General features: G+C 67.2%; 17 protein-coding genes and 1 pseudogene. 7 read left to right on the top strand and 11 right to left on the bottom strand.

The window, feature by feature from the left end:
• Positions 1-27 precede the first annotated feature (27 nt).
• Positions 28-1,032 carry a hypothetical protein gene (locus tag ACLFA2_RS15525; RefSeq protein ID WP_248540034.1) on the top strand — a complete coding sequence of 335 codons (1,005 nt, stop codon included), beginning with the start codon at positions 28-30 and terminating at the stop codon, positions 1,030-1,032.
• A 59-nt stretch (positions 1,033-1,091) separates the two neighbouring features.
• Here ACLFA2_RS15525 and ACLFA2_RS15530 read toward each other — a convergent pair whose 3' ends face one another.
• From ACLFA2_RS15530 to ACLFA2_RS15545, 4 genes and pseudogenes are all read right to left on the bottom strand, one after another.
• Positions 1,092-1,520: a hypothetical protein gene (locus ACLFA2_RS15530; RefSeq protein ID WP_233486855.1), complete on the bottom strand. Its 429-nt coding sequence runs from the start codon at positions 1,518-1,520 to the stop codon at positions 1,092-1,094.
• 36 nt (positions 1,521-1,556) lie between these two features.
• A pseudogene (locus tag ACLFA2_RS15535) lies at positions 1,557-2,537 on the bottom strand (recombinase family protein); the annotation flags it as partial.
• Positions 2,509-3,987: an MDR family MFS transporter gene (locus tag ACLFA2_RS15540; RefSeq protein WP_101846693.1), complete on the bottom strand. Its 1,479-nt coding sequence runs from the start codon at positions 3,985-3,987 to the stop codon at positions 2,509-2,511. The pseudogene ACLFA2_RS15535 and the gene ACLFA2_RS15540, both read right to left, overlap by 29 nt.
• A gap of 133 nt (positions 3,988-4,120) precedes the next feature.
• Entirely contained in the window at positions 4,121-4,363 is a 243-nt protein-coding gene (locus ACLFA2_RS15545) for a hypothetical protein (protein WP_426621589.1), read from the bottom strand.
• 165 nt (positions 4,364-4,528) lie between these two features.
• Here ACLFA2_RS15545 and ACLFA2_RS15550 point away from each other — a divergent pair, with 165 nt between their 5' ends.
• Positions 4,529-6,586, top strand: a complete 2,058-nt coding sequence (locus ACLFA2_RS15550) for an ABC transporter ATP-binding protein (protein WP_426622481.1) — start codon at positions 4,529-4,531, stop codon at positions 6,584-6,586.
• 36 nt (positions 6,587-6,622) lie between these two features.
• Here the strand turns inward: ACLFA2_RS15550 and ACLFA2_RS15555 are convergent, their stop codons facing one another.
• From ACLFA2_RS15555 to ACLFA2_RS15585, 7 genes are read right to left on the bottom strand one after another with little or no spacing between them, the layout of a single operon-like run.
• On the bottom strand, positions 6,623-7,396 hold the full coding sequence (locus tag ACLFA2_RS15555) for an SDR family NAD(P)-dependent oxidoreductase (protein ID WP_029260361.1): 774 nt from the start codon (positions 7,394-7,396) through the stop codon (positions 6,623-6,625).
• Positions 7,397-7,428: 32 nt separating this feature from the next.
• Positions 7,429-8,376 carry a glycosyltransferase family 2 protein gene (locus ACLFA2_RS15560; RefSeq protein ID WP_426621590.1) on the bottom strand — a complete coding sequence of 316 codons (948 nt, stop codon included), beginning with the start codon at positions 8,374-8,376 and terminating at the stop codon, positions 7,429-7,431.
• Between the two features lie 22 nt (positions 8,377-8,398).
• Positions 8,399-9,535, bottom strand: coding sequence for a cysteine desulfurase family protein (locus ACLFA2_RS15565; protein WP_426622482.1), 1,137 nt, complete (start codon positions 9,533-9,535; stop codon positions 8,399-8,401).
• Between the two features lie 35 nt (positions 9,536-9,570).
• The gene (nadC, locus tag ACLFA2_RS15570; RefSeq protein WP_021199582.1) at positions 9,571-10,422 is read right to left on the bottom strand and encodes a carboxylating nicotinate-nucleotide diphosphorylase; all 852 of its coding nucleotides are present in this window, start codon (positions 10,420-10,422) and stop codon (positions 9,571-9,573) included.
• The gene (gene nadB / locus ACLFA2_RS15575) at positions 10,422-11,945 is read right to left on the bottom strand and encodes an L-aspartate oxidase (RefSeq protein ID WP_426621591.1); all 1,524 of its coding nucleotides are present in this window, start codon (positions 11,943-11,945) and stop codon (positions 10,422-10,424) included. The genes nadC and nadB overlap by 1 nt, the downstream gene beginning before the upstream one ends.
• The gene (gene nadA, locus ACLFA2_RS15580) at positions 11,942-13,279 is read right to left on the bottom strand and encodes a quinolinate synthase NadA (protein WP_167254560.1); all 1,338 of its coding nucleotides are present in this window, start codon (positions 13,277-13,279) and stop codon (positions 11,942-11,944) included. The genes nadB and nadA overlap by 4 nt, the downstream gene beginning before the upstream one ends.
• Complete coding sequence (locus ACLFA2_RS15585) at positions 13,276-13,992, bottom strand: NUDIX hydrolase (protein WP_167254558.1); 717 nt, start codon at positions 13,990-13,992, stop codon at positions 13,276-13,278. Before ACLFA2_RS15585 ends, nadA begins: the two co-directional genes overlap by 4 nt.
• 269 nt (positions 13,993-14,261) lie before the next feature.
• Between ACLFA2_RS15585 and ACLFA2_RS15590 the strand changes: the two genes are divergently transcribed.
• Genes ACLFA2_RS15590 through ACLFA2_RS15610 form a run of 5 tightly spaced genes read left to right on the top strand, consistent with a single transcriptional unit; the run spans position 14,262 to position 19,676 of the window.
• Complete coding sequence (locus ACLFA2_RS15590; RefSeq protein ID WP_029260355.1) at positions 14,262-15,950, top strand: ABC transporter substrate-binding protein; 1,689 nt, start codon at positions 14,262-14,264, stop codon at positions 15,948-15,950.
• A 40-nt stretch (positions 15,951-15,990) separates the two neighbouring features.
• Positions 15,991-16,986 (top strand): ABC transporter permease, encoded by a 996-nt coding sequence (locus tag ACLFA2_RS15595; RefSeq protein ID WP_021199587.1) that lies wholly within the window; start codon positions 15,991-15,993, stop codon positions 16,984-16,986.
• Positions 16,979-17,956: an ABC transporter permease gene (locus tag ACLFA2_RS15600; RefSeq protein WP_021199588.1), complete on the top strand. Its 978-nt coding sequence runs from the start codon at positions 16,979-16,981 to the stop codon at positions 17,954-17,956. The genes ACLFA2_RS15595 and ACLFA2_RS15600 overlap by 8 nt, the downstream gene beginning before the upstream one ends.
• The gene (locus tag ACLFA2_RS15605; protein WP_021199589.1) at positions 17,953-18,804 is read left to right on the top strand and encodes an ABC transporter ATP-binding protein; all 852 of its coding nucleotides are present in this window, start codon (positions 17,953-17,955) and stop codon (positions 18,802-18,804) included. The genes ACLFA2_RS15600 and ACLFA2_RS15605 overlap by 4 nt, the downstream gene beginning before the upstream one ends.
• Positions 18,801-19,676: an ABC transporter ATP-binding protein gene (locus ACLFA2_RS15610; protein ID WP_021199590.1), complete on the top strand. Its 876-nt coding sequence runs from the start codon at positions 18,801-18,803 to the stop codon at positions 19,674-19,676. Before ACLFA2_RS15605 ends, ACLFA2_RS15610 begins: the two co-directional genes overlap by 4 nt.
• Positions 19,677-19,797: the final 121 nt, after the last annotated feature.

A 19,797-nucleotide genomic window follows, 5' to 3' on the forward strand; every position in this document is an offset into this window, starting at 1 on the left:
CTGTTGCGCCGTCAGTAGTCTGGGGTAATGAACGACGGGGTGCGATGGGGACAGTCGACGGCTGGGGTCCTGGTGATCCAGGGACTGATTGGTCCAGTGATGGGGGCAGTCGTCGGCGCGGTGGTGGCCCTGTCGCTCACCAAGCCTGAGAGAGTCGACTGGGGCCTCATCTTCTTGGTCGCGTTCATCGTGGCGCTTGTTCTCTTCGTCGTGCTCTCCCTCGCGCTTGGGCGCCTCCGACGCGTTGTGTGGGGAGCTGTCCGCATGGCCCTGGCGTGGGTCGGTGGTCTGAGAATCAATACCCGCAAGGGCCGTAGTCGCCTCCGAGAGGCAGGGTATGCCGCGCGAAGCCGAGAGGTTGAGGACGAGCGGAAGCTATCACCACGCCCGCGCTGGCGCGTTACATACGAACCTGGCGAGGATTGGATTTACCTTCACAACTCGGGCTACTGGGTTAGCGACGTAGTAGTGCGCGCCGATCCGGACCTGTTCGAGTTCGCTGACGGTGCTAGGCAGGGTGGTATTCAGGGGCGTCTCGGGGGCGACGGAGCCGGCAATCCGACCGGCAGACCGATACAGGGCCGCCCCACCAAGCGTGGCGAGCGCGAGGGAGTCACGTTCACCGTGTCCTGGACTGACCAGAACGGGGACGCGCAACCCACAGGAGATCGCGACGACCTGCCCTCGACAGCAACGCTCCCGAGTAGGGCGCTCCAGCCGGTTGTGCAACCCACGTGGCAGATCGGTCTTCCGAGGCAGAGCCCTGGCAAAGATGTCCTCATGCTCGCCAACGGCGCTCAGGAATTTGAAGCGAAGAACCTGGTCATCGACGCGGACCCGATCTACTTCACCTTCGTCTTGAAGCGGGAGCTGGGTGACCTGGAGGGTATCGGTGGCATGCGCTTCGTCGGCCGCCCGACAGAGGCTGGCAGAACGTTCGGGGTGGTCTTCACGGTTACCTATCAAGATGTCAACGATGAAGAACGCACCGACTATGTCCCCGTTGAGCCAAGCATGAACTGGGGGTCTTGAGTCGAGGCCGCGTGTGTCCCGGGCTCTGAATGATTGTGCTGCTGGACGAAAGATCCGGCTCAGTCGTCCAGCTGTCCAGCGAGTTCGTCGGACACGACGATGCGCTCAGGGTTCCAATGCCCCTTAGCAGCCGCGGGGTAGACGGTCACGAACGCACCAGCACCCATCATGATCTTCCGACGTTCCGCGACGGAAGATCGCGCCCAGGCCTCACCGTAAGTCTCGCCAGTGCGACGCTGCACGGCCGAAATCGACGGCAAAGCGGTAAGGCGATCCCTCTCTTCGCCCAGCGTGACCATCCTGGCGGCCAACTCCATCACGTCCGCTCCAGGACGGTTCATCGCGGCATGGGTCTGACTGATTGCATCGAGCACGTTGTCCAGCCCCTCTGGCACGACCTCCTCACTGACAGTTTCGATAACTTCGACGTCACCCCACGCGTCGAGGAACTGCCGTTCGGCTTCCGCTTCCGCCGGATTGGCGGTCACCGTCTGGGGCCTTTCGCATGTGCGGCCTCGGTTCCGCGACTGGCACATGTAGACAGGAGGCTGTGTCGGGTGAGCGAAATGTCTGGGGGTCAACGGCATGCCACAGGATGAGCAGATAGCCAGTCGTTGCAGTAGCGGCACCCGTCCTCCTTCGGGAAGGCGGGGCGCTGCGATGTTCCCACTCAGAGCGCGCGACAGTGCATGCCACTCCTCGTCACTCACGAGAGGCGGCCATACGACCACCGGTAGCCCGCGGTCATCTCGCACCGCGTCCCCACCCTGCGTCGCATGTCCCCGAAGAGATCCGCGACGAAGGATGCGGGAGAGAGACGGGGGCGACCAATGAGACCCGCGGCGCGACGGGATGCCGTCGGAGTTGAGGCCGCGCGTCACCTCTGAGATGCCCTTTCCGCTCATCACCTCGTCCACGACTCGTCGGATGACCTTCGACTCCTCCGGGTGGTGCACAAGCGTTCGACCCGCAGTATCGGGGTGAGGTGCAGTGGTGAAACCGTAGGGCGGTGGTCCTCCTGGCCAACGCCCTACAGTTGGCAGGTGCCGGCGCATGGAACGAACTCGCTCGCCAATGGCCGTCGCTTCCAGCTCCGCGAAGACCTGCGCCATCTGGACCATGGCTTTACCTGTCGCAGTGGAAGCATCGAAGTTCTCCGTAGCGGAGACGATGACGAGGCCCTCGTCGAGTAGCTGGGAGATGTCGGCAACGGACCTTGCCATGCGATCCAGCCGGGACACCACGACAACGTCCGCTTCGCCAGCGCTGATGCGGCGACGCATCTCATGTATGCCTGGCCGGTCCAGTCTCTTTCGAGTGGCGGACTGGTCTATGTCCTCGATGATGTCTACGAAGTCCCACCCGCGCGCGTCGATCTGCCGGCGGATGTCCTTTCGCTGACGCTCGGGCGAGGTCGATGCCTCCGTGTCGCGAGAGAGTCGGACGTAGCCGAGCGCGCGGGTGGAAGACATGGGCTCAGTGACCCGCAGGGATGCCCTCGCCATGCGCAGGCTCCGCGGGCTTACGAACGAAAAGCGCCAGCAAGACTGCAGCCGAGGCGACGATGGCACCAACGAAGAACGCGGTGTGGACACCGTTCGCGGTCGCCGTCACCTGGTCAGCGCCAGAGCTCAGCGAAGATGCGAGCGTGACCGACATGAGCGTGACGAAGAGCGCAGTCCCCGCGGCACCAGCGACCTGCTGAACCGTCCCTACGACGGCAGAGCCGTGCGGGTACAAGTGCGACGGGAGCGATCCGAGAGCCGAGGTCATGAGCGGCGTGAACACGAAGCCGAGACCGAGGTTCAATGCCAAGTGCACTGCGATGATCCAGACGATGCTCGTGCCCTGGTCGAACGTCGCCATACCCCACAGTGCACCGGCCGCGATAGCCATGCCCGGGATGACCAACGGCGTCGGGCCGAACTTGTCGAAGAGGTTGCCCACGACGGGAGCGATGGCACCCATCAGAACGCCGCCAGGCAGCAGCATGAGCCCAACGCCGAGAGTGTCGAGCCCGAGCACTTGCTGCAGATAGATGGGAAGCAGGATGAGCGAACCGAACAGCGCGCTCATTACGATGACGACGAGTCCGACGGCGAGGCTGAACGACTTGCTCTGGAACACTCGAAGGTCAAGCAGAGCGCCGTCGACTTTCTGGAGCTGAAGTTGACGAAGCACGAACACAGTGAGTGCGACCGCGCCGATGACAATCGGGATCCACACGGGCACGGGGGCGTGGCCCGATGCTGCTTCACCGATGCTGCTAAGTCCGTAGATGAGACCACCGAAGCCGAGGGCCGAGAGAATCACGGACAGCACGTCGAATCGAGCGTGAGGGTTAGTCTCCGTGACGTTCCGAACCCAGATCAGTCCGAGTCCGATGGCGAGCAGCGCGATGGGGAACATGATCCAGAAGATCGCGTGCCAGGTCAGCGCCTGGAGGATCAGACCTGACACGGTCGGGCCGACTGCCGGCGCGACCGCGATGACGATGGTGATGACACCCATCATGCGGCCGCGATGACTCGCGGGGACGATTGTGAGGACCGTGGTGAAGAGCAGCGGCATCATCACGCCAGTGCCGAGCGCCTGCACGACGCGACCAGCGAGGAGGAACTCGAAGCCGGGCGCCAGCGCTGCGATGAGTGTGCCAAGTGCGAACAGGCCCATCGCAGAGAAGTAGACCTGACGAATGGTGAATCTGCTGAGAAGGAAACCGGTCAGCGGAATGACCACGGCCATAGTTAAGAGAAATCCTGTGGTGAGCCACTGACCCACCCCGGCGGTGATCCCGAGGTCCTTCATGATGTCGGTCAGCGCGACACCCATGGTGGTCTCGTTGAGGATCACGACGAACGCGCTGACGACGAGCAGCGCGATAACTGGGCCGGGCTTCGAAACGGTGTGAGTTGGGACGGACCCGGTCTGAGGCGAGGAGTCTTGGAGGGTCAAGGTGGATCCTAAGAGAGTGGTTCTTGCGGTGAGGGAGCTGTCCCGAAGATCGACGCTACCCGACTGCTAACGAGTTGGCGGACGCATCTAAAGGAGAACAGGATCGAGGCGGCGCGGCGTTCTGCCGCGAAACTCAGCCTAGTAACGCTGGTGCGTTCGTCAGCATGAAGGCGCTCGTGAGCCACTGGCCGAGCTCGGGCGGAATGCCCAGGTCGGTGTTCAGATGAGGGATCGCGATCCCCATCGTGGTCTCGTTGAGGATGGCGACGAAGGCGGCGACCAGTAGCAGCCAGATCACCCGCATGTCCTTGCGGGAGATCTCGCCCCCTGCCGCTGCGGGGGTCGTCGAGATGGAGCCGGTATCGACGGCAGACATGGGCGGCCTCCAGGGCGAAGAAGAAACGGAGTATCGCGAGAGTTCGCAAGAGTCACTCAGCGTAACGGCAGCCGCGGACATTTCATTCCGAATTCACAGATATCCGCCGACGGCGGAGGCGCGGGCCTCGGTGTCCCCGCACGTGAGTACGCTGGCGCCATGAGCATGGGCGGCGGCATGGGCGGTGGCCCGCGGGGTGGTGGCTTCCGCGGGGTCGACGAGAGCGCGCAGCGGAAGCTGAATGCCGAGGCCCCCCGGATCAACGGCCTCGGTGCGCGGGTCGTCTCGCTGTTCCGCGCGTATCGCTGGCGCATCTTCTCCACCGGCATCCTGGTGGTGGTCGGCGCCGCGATAGCCGTCGTGCCGCCGCTGATCGTGCAACGGATCTTCGACGATGCACTCTTCCCCGTCGCCGGGGGAGGGCCGCACCTCGAACTGCTGGCCTGGCTCGTCGCCGCCATGATCGGTCTCTTCCTGCTCTCCGCTGCTCTCGGAGTGGCCCAGACCTGGCTCACGGCAACCGTCGGCAACAGTGTCACCGGCGACCTGCGTGTGAAGCTGTTCGAGCACCTGCAGGCGATGGAACTCGGCTTCTTCACCCGCACCAAGACGGGCGTCATCCAGTCACGCCTGCAGAACGACGTGGGTGGCGTCTCCGGCGTGCTGACGAACACCGTCACCAGCATCCTGGGCAACGTCGTCACGGTGATCGCCTCGCTCGTCGCGATGATCCTGATCGACTGGCGTCTCACGCTCATCGCCGTGATCATGATGCCGTTCCTGATCTTCGTCCAGCGCAAGGTGGGCCAGGTGCGGGCACGTATCGCGGGAGAGACGCAGGAATCGCTGTCCGAGCTCACCTCGATCACGCAGGAGACGCTGAGCGTCTCGGGCATGCTGCTGTCGAAGGCCTTCAACCGCCAGCGCACCGAGTCGGAGCGCTACCAGGCGGAGAACCGCAACCAGGTGGTCCTCCAGGTGCGCCGGGCGATGAGCGGCCAGGGTTTCTTCGCCGTCGTGCAGGTGCTGATGGCCAGCGTTCCTGCCGTGATCTATCTCGTCTCCGGATACCTGATCGCCGGCGGCACCGGGGCGATCACCGCAGGAACCGTCGTCGCGTTCACCACGGTGCAGGCGCGGCTGCTCATGCCGTTGATGGGTCTGATGCGGGTGTCGCTCGATCTGCAGACGTCGTCGGCGCTGTTCGCGCGCATCTTCGAATACCTCGACCTCGTCCCGGAGATCCAGGATGCGCCCGACGCGATCACGGTCGACGACGCACCCGGGCCGCGAGGACGCCTGGAGTTCGCCGAGGTGGTGTTCCGCTACCCGGACGCGTCCTCCGACGCCCGTCCGACGCTCGACGGAGTGTCCTTCGTGGCGGAACCCGGCCAGCACGTCGCGTTCGTGGGCCCCTCGGGCGCCGGCAAGACCACGATCCTGTATCTGGCTCCTCGCCTGTACGAGGCGAAGGGAGGAGCCGTGATGTTCGCCGGTGCCGACGTGCGCGCGCTCACGCAGGAGTCGATCATCGACAACGTCGGCATCGTGTCGCAGGAGACGTACCTCTTCCATGCCACGATCCGTGAGAACCTGCGCTACGCCAAGCCCGATGCGACCGAGGAAGAACTGATCGCCGCTTGCACCGCCGCGAACATCCACCACATCATCGCCGGCTTCGAGCAGGGCTACGACACCGTGGTGGGGGAGCGCGGCTACCGGCTCTCCGGCGGCGAGAAACAGCGCATCGCGATCGCCAGGGTGCTGCTGAAAGACCCTCCGGTGCTGCTCCTCGACGAAGCGACCTCGGCACTCGACACGGTCTCGGAGCGCGTGGTGCAGGAGGCGCTCGACGAGGCCGCGAAGGGGCGCACGACCCTCTCCATCGCCCACCGGCTCTCGACGGTGATGGGCGCGGACGTGATCCACGTTCTGGAGGCCGGGCGCATCGTCGAGTCGGGTTCGCACGTCGAACTGCTCGCCCGCGGCGGTCTGTATGCCGAGCTCGCGGCCGAGCAGGTGGCGGCGTCGCGCGTGCTCGAGACCGAGGCCGCCGTCGAGGAGGAAGTGACCGGGGGCGCCGTGGCACCCCTCGACGATCGCCGCGCGGACAAGGCGCCCGCCGATTCCGCGGGGGCCGATGCGGTCGCGACCATCACCGCTGCGGTGCCGCTGCTCGCCGAGCCTCGACCGGACGAACGGGTCTACCCGCCTGAGCCCTGAGCCCTGAGCCCTGAGGAGGCGTCGTGGCACCGCGCGTCAGTGCACCGAGAGGCCGCCGTCGACGAACAGCGACTGGCCGGTGACGTAGGCCGAGCCGGCTCCGGCAAGGAACACCGCCGCTCCCGCGAAGTCGCTCGGCAGACCGTTGCGCCCGATCATCGTGCGCGCGGCGAGCTCCGCGACCTTCTCCGGGTCCTGCTGCAACCGGGCGTTCAGAGGGGTGAGCACGAAGCCGGGGACGAGCGTGTTGCTGGTGACGCCGGTTCCACCCCAGGCCTCGGCCTCGGAGCGCATGAGCGATTCCACCGCGCCTTTCGACGCGCCGTAGATGCCGCTGCCCACGAAGGCGCGGTGGGCCTGCTGGGAACTGATGTGAATGAGTCGACCGTATCCGCGTGCGGCCATGCCCTGCGCATAGCGCTGACCGAGCAGGAACGGCGCGAGGGCGTTGACTGTCATCGTCGCGTCCCAGTCGTCTTCGGTGATCTCCGCGAACGGCGGGCGGATGTTGATGCCGGCGGAGTTGACGAGGATGTCGGGCGCGCCGAACGGTGCGGCCGCTGCTTCGCCGACCGCGTGGATCCCGTCCCTCGTGCTGAGGTCGCCGATCACGCCGTGGGCGCGGCATCCGAGCGCGCGCAGCTCGTCGACCGTCTCGCGGACGCGATCCTCACCGCGCGCGACGATGACCGTCGACGCTCCGGCGCGAGCGAGTGCGGTGGCGATGCCCCGGCCGATCCCGGAGCTGCCGCCGGTGACGACGGCGGTGCGACCGTCGAGTGAGAACAGGGAGGAGAGGTAGTCGTTCATGTGTTCACCGTCAGGGGTTCGGAGGGTGGGGGTCACCACGCGAGCGCGGCGGCGATGGCGGGGTCGGGTGCGGCGTCGGCGAACTCGGGGAGGGCCCGCAGCTCCGAGATGAAGGCGTCGACCTCGGCGGCGTAGGTCGGGTCGGCATGGCTCTCGGCGATCTCGAGGAGCGAGGCGACGTCCATCGCGAGGATGAGTTCGATGCGAGCGGTCACCGAGGCGTGGGCACCGGCCTCGTGCAGCACGTGGAGGCCGCCGCGGAGGGCCGCGAGGTAGTCGCGCAGCACCGGCAGCTGTGCCTTGCCCTGAGTGATCGAGGTGCCATCGGCGCGGATCCGCCAGCGCACGACCACATCGGGGATCACATCGAATGCGCGTGCCCGGGTGTACATGAGCTGCGCGACCACCTGGTCTTCGTAGGCGACCCCCTCGGGGAAGCGCAGGTCGTGCCAGAACGAGGTGCGGCTCACCTTCGACCAGGCGACGATGTTCGAGACCGCCAGGGGGTGCGCGGCGAGGGTCGTGCCGAGTCGCTCCGGAGACGTGGCCGCAGCGACCCAGGGCTGCACGCGGCCGGCGACGTAGCCGTCACCGCGGACCCGCGAGCGTACGTAGGCGCCGGCGACGAAGTCGCTTCCGGTCCGGCCCAGTGTCTCCGTCATGCGGGCGAGGGCGTTCGGCAGCAGTTCGTCGTCGCCGTCGAGGAAACCGAGGTACGGGGTGTCGACGAGCTCCAGACCGACATTGCGCGCGGCGCCGAGACCGCGGGAGGCCCCGTGGCGGATCGTCGTGAAGCGGGGGTCTTCGGCTGCGGCGGCGTCGAAGATCGCTCCTGTGTCATCCGTCGAGCCGTCGTCGATGAGGATCGCCCGCCATCGTGACTCGGTCTGCGCGCGCAGCGAGTCGAGTGCGGCGGGGGCGAAGGCCGCGATGTCGCGTCCGGGGACGATCAGCGTCACGATCGGGGCGGAGGCAGTCACCTGCTGAGTCTATGACCGTGGCTCAGCCGCGGGCCGCGCGCACCGACTCGGCGACGAGCACAGCCAGCCATTCGGGAGCATCCGGGGGCAGAGCCGCGCGATCGAACGTGAAACGTACGGCGGTCTGCGCCACTTCGGGGGTCACACCGCAGGCGAGCAGCACGTGCGACGGCTCGTCGCTGCCCGCCGCGCATGCCGATCCGCTCGACGAGATGACCCCGCGGCGCTCCAGCTCGAGCAGAATCGACTCCCCGCTGGTGCCGGCGAACGTGAAGCTCGCCGTTCCGGGCAGACGGCCTCGGGAATCCCCGGTGAGCGTGGCTTCGGGGATGCTCGTGAGCACCCGGGCGATGAACCGCGCGGTCGCCGAGCCGACCTGCGCCGCAACCGTCTCGCGTTCCGTCTCGGCGAGTTCCAGCGCCGTCGCGAGTGCGACGGCGCCCGCGACGTTCTCGGTGCCGGAGCGTCTCCCGCGCTCCTGGCCGCCGCCGTGCAGCAGCGGCTCCACCGGCACGCGCCCGCGTACGGCCAGGGCGCCGATGCCTTTGGGTGCCCCGAGCTTGTGCCCGGCGATCGACACCGCGTCGGCGCCGAGGTCATGCAGAGGGAGCCACCCCGCCGACTGCACGGCATCCAGATGCAGGGGGACGCGGGCGGCACGGGCGACGGCGGCGAGCGCCGACACATCCTGGACGGTGCCGATCTCGTTGTTGGCGTGGCCGATCGAGATCAGAGCGGAGTCGTCCCTGATCGCCGCAGCCAGGTCATCCGGGTCGATCCGTCCGCGCGAGTCCACGGGCAGGAGGGAGACCTCGATGGCGTGGAAGCGTCGTAGATAGTCGGCGGATCCGAGGATCGACTCGTGCTCGATCGGCGAGGTCACCAGATGCCGCCGCCCCGTCTCGAGAGCCGCGAGCATGATGCCCTTCACCGCGAGGTTGTTCGCTTCGGTGCCGCCGGCGGTGAACACGACGTCGCCCGTCCGCATCCCCAGCACGCGCGCCACCCGTGCACGGGCATCGTCGAGCGCGCCCGCCGCGGCCTCGCCGGCCGTGTGATGGCTCGACGGGTTTCCGAACACGCCGGAGAGGAACGGCCGCATCGCTTCGAGCACCTCCGGTCGTACCGGGGAGGTCGCGGCGTGATCGAGGTAGAGCATGCCGGTGCGGGGCAGGTCCGAGGGCGACATCGCGGTCAGTCGATCCGCAGATCCAGGCCCAGATCGAGGGCGCGCGCGGAGTGTGTCAGCGCCCCCACCGAGATCACGTCCACTCCGGTGCGGGCGATGTCGCCGACCGTGTCGAGGTTCACGCCTCCCGAGGCCTCGACCGTGGCACGGCCGGAGATGAGGGCCACCCCCGCGCGCAGGTCGTCGAGCGAGAAGTTGTCGAGCAGCACGGTGTGGGCACCGCCGTCGAGGACGGCGGGGATCTGGTCGAGCCGGTCGACCTCGACGACGACGTGGGTCGTGTGCGGGAGGCGGGACAGTGCCTCGCGGAGCGCCGTCGCGAGGTCGAGCCCCGAACGCGTGAGCACGGCCAGGTGGTTGTCCTTCGCCATCACGGCATCCGACAGCGAGTACCGGTGGTTGTGTCCGCCGCCCGATTCGACCGCATGCCGTTCGAACGCCCGCAGTCCCGGCGTGGTCTTGCGGGTGTCGGCGATGCGAGCACCAGTGCCCTCGATCGCGGCGACGTACGCGGCGGTGAGGGTGGCGATACCGCTCATCCGCTGCGTGAAGTTCAGGCCAACGCGCTCTGCGGTGAGCACACTGCGGGCCGACCCCGAGACCGAGGCGAGCACGTCGCCCGCGGCGAACTCGTCGCCGTCACCGACGTGCAGGTCGATGTCGAGAGTCGCGTCGGTGAGCCGGAACGCGGCGGCGAAGACCTCTCCACCACTGAAGACTCCGGGTTCCCGGGCGACGAGATCGGCGGTCGCGGTGGCATCCGCTGGCAGCAGCGTGGTACTGGTGACGTCCCCCCAGGGCGCGTCTTCTTCGAGGGCCGCGCCGACGACGCGGTTCATGGTGGCGGTGGTCAGCATCAGACGGGCTCCAGGATCGATGAGGGGAGGCGAGAAGAGGCATCGGCGGCGGGTTCCGCCGCATCGACACGATGGTGGGCGCCGACGGATACCGTGCGGGCGAGCGCTGCGGTGGCCGTCGCCTGCGCGAGCAGCAGCAGATTCGCGTCTTCGTGCGCCGACACGGTCGTCGGCGCCGAGCTCTCCGCGGTCCAGGTCTGCAGGACGTCGAGCGCGCGGGAGAGACCGTCTCTGTTCCGCAGCAGTCCGACGTCTTCCCACATCAGCCGCTGCAGCGAGGCGCGGCTGAACGCGGGGGCGATCGCACCGCGGCTCCCTTCCGCACGGGGGCGGGCCTGAGGGGAGCCGTGCGCGACATCCGCCCAGGGTCTCGTCAACGCCGCCGCCGCACGGGCCCCGAACACCGCGCCTTCGAGCAGCGAGTTCGACGCCAGACGATTTGCCCCGTGCACCCCGGTGCGTGCCACCTCTCCCGCGGCGAAGAGGCCGGGCACGGTGGTGCGGCCGTCGAGGTCGGTGACCACGCCACCCATCAGGTAGTGCGCGGCCGGCGTCACGGGGATCGGTTCGCGGGCCCAGTCGAAGCCGCGTTCTCTGGTCACCCGATCGATCGTGGGGAACCTCCGCGCGAGGGTCTCGGCACCGAGCATCGTGGCGTCGAGCCTGACCGGGGCGGCCTGAGCCGTGGCGCGGCGTGCGATCGCTCGCGCTACCACGTCGCGCGGTGCGAGCTCGCCGTCGGGGTGGCTGTCGAACACGAACCGACGGGCGTCGTCGTCGATCAGTGTCGCGCCCTCGCCGCGCACCGCCTCGGAGATGAGGAACGCGGGGCCCTTCGCCAGGATCGTCGGATGGAACTGGACGAACTCCAGGTCGGCGACCGCAGCGCCCGCCCGTATCGCGGCGGCGATGCCGTCTCCGGTCGTCCCCGCCGCGTTCGTCGTGTGCGCGTAGAGGTGGCCGGCGCCGCCGGTGGCGAGGATGACGGCATCGGCGGGGATCTCGGAGACCTCACCGTCGAGGAGGATCCGGATTCCGCGCACGGCGCCTTCCTGCCTCAGCAGGTCGACCAGGAAGGCATGTTCGACGAGGGGGATGTCCGTCCGCCGCACGGACGCGACGAGCGCCGCGGAGATCGCCGCGCCCGTGGCGTCACCTCCCGCGTGCACGATGCGGGCGTGGCGGTGGGCGGCTTCACGCCCGAGCAGCAGAGTGCCGTCCACCGCACGATCGAAGCCGACACCGCGTGCGATCAGCTCGGCGATCCGTGCCGCTCCGTCCGTGACCAGCACCTGCACGGCGTCCCGGTCCGACAGCCCGGCACCGGCGTCTCGGGTGTCGGCGGCGTGCAGTGCGGCAGAGTCGTCCGGACCGTAGATGCCGGCGACGCCACCCTGAGCGAGCCCGGTGCAGCCGTCTCCGAGGTCGCGCTTGGTGACGATCGTCACGTCGTGTCCGGCCTCGTGCGCATGAAGCGCCGCGGTGAGTCCCGCAATGCCCGACCCGACGACGATGACGTTCATCGTGCGCCCGCGACCACCGGAGGCCTCGCCGCGAGCATCCGCTCCAGCGCCACACGCGCGGGGTCGGCCACATCGTCGGAGACGGTGATCCGGTTCGGCGTGCGGCCGGCCACCAGCTCCTCCAGAACCCAGGCCAGGTATCCGGGGTGGATGCGGTACATCGTCGAGCAGGGGCACACCACCGGGTCGAGGCAGAAGATCTCGTGCTGCGGGTACTGGGCGGCGAGCCGGCGGACGAGGTTGATCTCCGTGCCGATCGCGAATGTGGTCGGCTCGGTGGCCGTGTCGATCGCCCGGCGGATGTACTCGGTCGAACCGGCCTCATCCGCGGCGTCGACGACCTCCATCGGGCACTCGGGGTGCACGATCACGCGCACGCCGGGGTGCTCGGCACGGGCCTGGTCGATCTGGCCGACGGTGAAACGCCGGTGCACCGAGCAGAAGCCGTGCCACAGGATCACGCGCGAGTCGAGCAGGTCTGCGGCCGAGGATCCGCCGAGCGCTCGCCGTGGGTTCCACATCCGCATGTGTTCGAGCGGCACCCCCATCGCCTTCGCGGTGTTCCGACCCAGGTGCTGGTCGGGGAAGAACAGCACGCGGCGCCCACGCTCGAAAGCCCACTCGAGCACGGTCTCAGCGTTGGACGAGGTGCAGACGATCCCGCCGTGCCGTCCGACGAAGCCCTTGATCGCCGCTGAGGAGTTCATGTACGTCACCGGGATCACCGGCACGCGGCCGTCGGCGTCGACGGCGTCGAGGTCGCCGAGCACGTCTTCGAGCTGTTCCCAGCAGTCCTCGACCTGGTCGATGTCGGCCATGTCCGCCATCGAGCATCCGGCGGCGAGGTTGGGCAGGATCACCGCCTGGTCGGGCTGCGAGAGCAGATCAGCGGTCTCGGCCATGAAGTGCACGCCGCAGAACACGATGGCTTCGGCATCCGTCCGTCCCTTGGCCGCGGTCGCGAGCTGGAACGAGTCGCCGACGTAGTCCGCATGCTGCACGACCTCCTCGCGCTGGTAGAAATGGCCCAGGATCACGACGCGGTCGCCGAGGGTGGCCTTCGCGGCGCGGATCCGTCTGTCGAGCTCCTCCTCCGTCGCCTCGCGGTACTCGGTGGGCAGCTCTCCCTGACGCGGCGCCCCCGTCGGGATCACGTCGCCCATGGAAGAGCCGGGTCCGTAGCCCGGTCGCGCGTCGAAGTCCCACGGACCGGCGGCGAGGTCGGTGGTGCATGTGGCGTCGGTCGACGCGCCGCTGACGATGGCCTGGATCGCATGGTCGACCGAGGCGTCCAGCGGCGGGACGGCCGGCGCGGGGACGAAGGTGATACTCATCGGGTGCTCGTTTCTTCGGGACCGAGCGGGCCGCGATCGGCCAGCTCGACGTCGGTGTTGTCGCGGTACAGACGTGCAGGTCGATGGCTTCCGGTGCGGAACCGGTCGGTGGGGAGCAGGTTGCCCGCGGCCTCCACCTGACGCCGGAAATTGGCGGGGTCGAGGGTGCGGCCGAGAATCGCCTCGTAGGCTTCGCGCAGCTCGGCGAGGGTGAACTCCGCAGGAAGGAATCCCTGGGCGACGCGGCTGTAGCCGACCTTGTTGCGCAGACGCCACAGCGCGTACTCGATGATCTTCGCGTGGTCGAAGGCCAGCTGCGGCAGCTCGTCGATGTCGAACCACTCCACGTTCTCGGGCGCGTGACCGGACGCGCGATGCGCCGCGCTCTGCGCTGTCACATCGTCCTGTCGCAGCAGCGCCCAGTAGACGATCGACACGACCCGGGTGGGGGAGCGGTCGACGGCGCCGAAGGCGTAGAGCTGCTCGAGGTAGCTGGGGGAGAGTCCTGTGGTCTCGGCCAGGGTGCGTGCCGAGGCGTCGACGGGCGATTCGGTCGGGGTGAGCCAGCCGCCGGGGAGAGCCCATCGATCGGCGTACGGCTCGCGGGTGCGCCGCACGAGGGGCAGCGCGAGGACCGCGCGTCCGTCGTCCGTGCGACGCAACGTCAGGATGACCGTCGAGACGGCGACCCGGATGTCGCTAGTTTGAGTCATGGACACCTTAACCTCCGACACCGATCTTAGTGTCATTCGGACACTTAGTGGGCGCCGATGACGGCGGTCCGCGTCGAGTCCGAAACGTTATCTCGTGGGCGCAGGGAAGCTTGTTCGGCGGGGCGGGGTTTGTTAGGTTACTGTCCTAACAAACCCCTTCGGGAGGAGCCGACCGGCTGCCTCCCAGGGCCCAGGAACCCCACCTCCGGGGTTCTGCTCCATCCGGAGCGATCCCTCCTGCAGTGCAGCACCGAGAGGAAACAAGAGAAATGATCCGTAACGGAAGGCGCAAGATTGCGCTCACCGCGATTGCCGGAGCATCCGTCCTCGCCCTGGGCCTCACGGCCTGTGGTGGCGGCAGCGACAGCGGCAACGCCGATGGCGACCGGGCCCTGCGTGTCTGGGCCGGCAGCCAGACCCCGATCGCCGCGAACTACAACCCGTTCGCACCGACAGTGCTTCATGGCGCGCTCGGACCGATCTACGAACCGCTGTTCTTCTACAACAAGACCGCGGACTCCGAGCCGGTCGGCCTGATCGGTGACTCGTTCGAGTACAACGAGGACGGCACGGTCATCACCGTGACCATCAAGCCCGACCTCAAGTGGAGCGACGGCGAGCCGCTCACGGCCAAGGACGTGGCGTTCTCGTTCAACTACGAGGCCAACAACCCCGAAGGCAACGGTCTGGTCTCCGCCGAGGCCACCGACGACACGACCGCCGTCCTGACCTACTCGTCCGCGCAGTACACCACGGAATTCCAGCGGATGGGGTCGAGCTACATCCTCCCCGAGCACGTGTGGAAAGACGTCAAGGACTTCGCCAACTTCACGAACGAGGACCCCGTCGGATCCGGCCCCTACGTCGTCGACAAGACCACGAGTGAGTCCTACACGCTGGTGGCCAACGAGAACTACCGTGATGCCGACAAGCTCGGCATCAAGAAGGTCCAGTACATCGCGGTCGACAACAACCAGACCGCTCAGGATCTGCTCGCCGCCGGCAAGCTCGACTGGACCGGCATGTTCATCCCGAACCCGGACGACGTGACCGGCAACGGCAAGATCGACTGGATCAACACGCCCCAGGACCCGACGGTTCTCTACACCTGCTCGAACGCCGACCTCGGCTGCACCGGTCCGCAGACCGACGTCGCCGTGCGTCAGGCGCTCAACGTCGCGATCGACCGCTCCACCATCAAGGACAAGGCGTTCGTGGGGCTGACGGGCGACATCTCTCCCGCGTTCACTCTGCTGCCGCGCGACGAGAAGTGGCTCGCCGATCCGGCCAACGAGGTCAGCCCGCAGGAGGCGAACGCCGCCGAGGCTGGTTCGATCCTCGAGGCCGCCGGCTATACCAAGGGCTCCAGCGGCATCTACGAGAAGGGTGGCGTGCCGCTCGAGCTCACGCTCACCTCGGTCGACGGGTGGACCGACTACAACGACGCCGCGAAGCTGATCGCCGAGCAGGCAGAGGCGGCCGGCATCAAGATCACGGCATCGACCGTGCAGTGGCAGGAGTTCTCCGACTCCCGTCAGGGTGGCGACTTCCAGCTGATCATGGGTGGTGTGATCGGCACGTCCGTCGCCGACCCGTTCCAGATCTACCGCGACTGGTTCGGCGGCACCGCCGTCGAGTCGACGAGCCCCGTCGGCACGGAGGTCCCGGCAGGCCGTTGGAACTTCAGCCGTTACAGCAACCCGGTCGTCGACACCGCGATCCAGTCGGCGATCAGCACGAACGACGAGGCGACGAAGAAGGAGCTGTACGCGACGATTCAGACCGAGATCGTCCGTGACCTGCCCTACATCCCGCTCGTGATCAACGCGACGCAGACCTTCTACAACACGAAGGACTACACGGGCTGGCCGACCGAGGAAGACCTCTACGCCTTCCCGCCGTCCTGGGGTGCGATCGCGGCAGGCTACGTGCTGACGCAGCTGCAGCCGGTCAAGTAGTAAAGGAGTCGGGGAAGAAGGAAGTCAGGAAAACAGTGACATGAAGTTCTATGCACGAAGAATCGGGTTCTACGCGTTCACGCTCTGGGCCGCGATCTCCATCAACTTCCTTCTTCCCCGGCTCATGCCGGGGAACCCGGCCGACATCATGATCGCCAAGATGCAGCGAGCAGGCGGTGAGGTCTCCGAGACCGCCATCCGCAACATCAAGCTCCTGCTCGGCGGCGACGATTCCTCTCTCTGGGAGCAGTATCTGTCCTACTGGGGACGCATGTTCCAGGGCGATCTCGGAGTATCGGTCACCAAGTTCCCCACTCCGGTGACGGAGCTCATCGCCGGTGCGCTTCCCTGGACGCTCGTCCTGGTCGGCACCGCGACCGTCATTTCCTTCGTCCTCGGCGTCGTGCTCGGCGCCTGGGCCGGATGGAAGCGAGGCACCTGGGTCGACCACCTGATCCCCGTCACGACTGTGCTCCAGTCGATCCCGTACTTCTGGTTGGCGCTGATCCTCGTCTCGGTGTTCGCGGTCGGTCTCGGCTGGTTCCCGATCTTCGGCGGGTACGACGTCTTCGACTACCCGGACGGCCCCGAGCCGACCTGGGCGTTCTTCACCGACGCCGTCGCGCACGCGATCCTGCCCGCTATCACGATCGTGATCAGCTCGGTCGGCGGGTGGATGTTCGGCATGCGCAACATGATGGTCTCCACGCTCGCCGAGGACTACGTGCTGACGGCGGAGGCGAAGGGTCTCCGGCCCCGTCGCGTGCTCACCACCTACGCGGCCCGCAATGCGGCGATCCCCTCGATCGCGGGCTTCTCGATCACGCTCGGTTTCGTGGTCGCCGGCTCGATCGTGATGGAGCAGGTGTTCACCTACCCCGGAATCGGCAAGCTGATGTTCCAGGCCGTGACCAACAACGACTACGCGCTGATGCAGGGACTGTTCCTCGTCATCACCCTGACGGTGCTCGCCGCCAACTTCATCATGGACCTCGTCTATGGCTTCATCGACCCGAGGGCTCGCCAGAATGTCTGACACGAAGAACCCGCTCCTGACGCAGGAGCCACCCGTCACCGCCCCGGCCAGCACGGTCTCGCTCGCCACGCAGCAGGGGCGCAAGCGTCGTCGCATCCTTCCCAGCACTTCGCCGAAGTTCATCGTCGGCGTGATCCTGGTCGCGGCCATCGTGCTGTTCGCGATCATCGCGCCGATCTTCTCGCAGGACCCGCGCAGCACGGCGAACCCTGCGCTCCAGCCGCCCTCCGCGGAACACTGGCTCGGCACCACCAAGCTCGGCAACGACATGTTCGCGCAACTGGCGATCGGCGCTCAGGGGTCCCTGCTCATCGGTGTGACCGCCGGCGGCATCGCGATCGTGCTGTCGTTGTTCTTCGGCGTTCTGGCCGGATATCTGGGCGGCTGGCGCGAAGACGGTCTCGCACTCCTCACGAACGTGATGATCGTGATCCCCGGGCTTCCGCTGGTGATGGTCATCGCCTCGTTCGTGCCGCAGCGCAGTTGGCAGCTCGTCGCGTTCGTGCTCGGCATCACCTCCTGGGCCGGGGCGGCATATGTGCTCCGGCTCCAGACACGATCGCTCCGTACGCGTGACTACGTCTATGCGTCGAAGGTCGCAGGGGAGCGGTCGTTCCGCGTGATCCTGGTCGAGATCATGCCGAATCTCCTGCCGCTGCTCACGGCCCAGTTCCTCTTCGCGATCATCTTCGCGATCCTCGGAGAGGCCGGCCTGTCCTACCTCGGTCTCGGCCCCAACTCCTCGATCACGTGGGGGTCGATCCTCAACGACGCGCAGTCGGGGCAGGCCCTCGGACGCGGTGCCTGGTGGTGGTTCGTCCCGCCGGGGCTCATGATCGCGATTCTCGGCGCCGGCCTGTCGCTCATCAACTTCGCGATCGACGAGGTCATCAATCCGAAGCTACGCAATGCGCCCGAAGCCGCGCGGCGTGTGCGCAAGGCCGCCAAGACCAAGGGAGTCACCGCATGAGCGAGCCGGTCCTGACGGCGCGGAACGTGTCGATCGAGTATGAGGTGGATCCGCCGGTGAAGGCCGTGCGGGATGTGTCGCTGACGTTGAACCGGGGCGAGATCCTGGGGTTGGCGGGGGAGTCGGGCTGCGGGAAGACGACCCTGGCCTACGGCATGAACCGTCTGCTCAAGGCTCCGGCTCTGATGACGGGCGGGGAGATCGTGTTCCATGACCGGGATGGTCATGACATCGACATAGTGGGACTGGACGGCGAGGGTCTGCGCGCGTTCCGGTGGGACAAGATCTCGATGGTGTTCCAGGGGGCGATGAACTCGTTGAACCCGGTGATCAGTGTCAAGGCACAGATCTTCGACATCTTCGACACGCACCGGCCCGGGATGAGCAAGAAGGCGAAGACCGCGCGGGCGGAGGAACTGCTGACGCTCGTCGGCGTGGACCCCAACCGCCTGTCGAGTTTCCCGCATGAGCTGTCGGGTGGCATGCGGCAGCGCATGATGATCGCGATGGCTCTGGCCCTCGATCCGCAGGTGATGATCATGGACGAGCCGACCACGGCGCTGGACGTGGTCGTGCAGCGGGGCATCATCCGGGAGATCATGCGGCTGCGGGAGAAGCTCGGATTCGCGGTGATCTTCATCACGCATGATCTGCCGATGCTGATCGAGATCAGTGATCGGATCGCGATCATGTTGCAGGGGCAGATCGTCGAGGAGGGAACGGCGGAGGAGATCTACCGGACTCCGCAGCACGAGTACACGAAGCGGTTGCTGTCGAGCTTCCCGTCGCTCAAGGGCGAGCGGGGCGACTTCGTCCGCACCGGTGTGAGCCAGGAGGGCGTCCGATGACCACGAGCATCACGAGCTCCACCGCGGCCGTGCCGCAGGTGGCGACGTTGGAAGCGCGGAATCTGGTGAAGGATTTCCACCTGCGGTCGGGATTCAAGACCAGCATCCTCCATGCGGTGAAGGACGTGTCGTTCACCATCGAGGCGGGCAAGACGGTCGCCCTGGTGGGGGAGTCGGGGTCGGGGAAGTCGACGATCGCCCGGATGCTGATGAAGCTGGAGACGCCCACCAGCGGCGAGATCCTGTTGGACGGGAAGGCGTCCGGGGCTCGGGGGCGGGCGTTGGAGCGCTACCGCGCGGACGTGCAGATGGTGTTCCAGGACCCGTTCGCGTCGTTGAACCCGTTCCACACGATCGTTCATCATCTGGAGCGGCCGATCCGTCTGCACCACCCGGAGCTGTCGCGGGCGCAGGTGCGGGAGCGCGCGGTGGAGCTGTTGGAGCGGGTGCGTCTGACCCCAGGGGAGAGTTTCGCGGAGCGGCGCCCGCACGAGCTCTCGGGCGGGCAGCGACAGCGTGTCGCGATCGCGCGGGCTCTCGCCCCGGGCGCCCGGTTCATCGTCGCCGACGAGCCGGTCTCGATGCTGGACGTGTCGATCCGGCTGGGGGTGTTGAACCTTCTCGCAGATCTGCAGCGCGAGGAGAACCTGGGTGTGCTGTACATCACACACGACCTGGCCACGGCGAGGCACTTCTCGGATGAGATCATGGTGCTCTACAAGGGCGACGTCGTCGAGCGCGGCCCCGCGGACGAGGTCATCCTCAACCCGCAGCACGAATACACCAAGACGCTCCTCGGTGCAGCACCAGAGCCCGACAACCTCGGCCGCCTGCGCGACGAGGTGCGGGCCGAACTCGGCATCACCCGCTGACGGCCGGCGCTCCGCCTTCGAATCGCGTGAATGGTCGCGTCTGACCCCGGAACGGGACCATTCGCGCGATTCGAACGCGCTTCCGGAGAATCCGGCACCGAGGATCCGACCGGCTAGACTG

Origin of the sequence: Microbacterium sp. As-52 (genome assembly GCF_049949185.1) — a bacterium.
In the GTDB taxonomy this organism is placed as follows: domain Bacteria; phylum Actinomycetota; class Actinomycetes; order Actinomycetales; family Microbacteriaceae; genus Microbacterium; species Microbacterium maritypicum_A.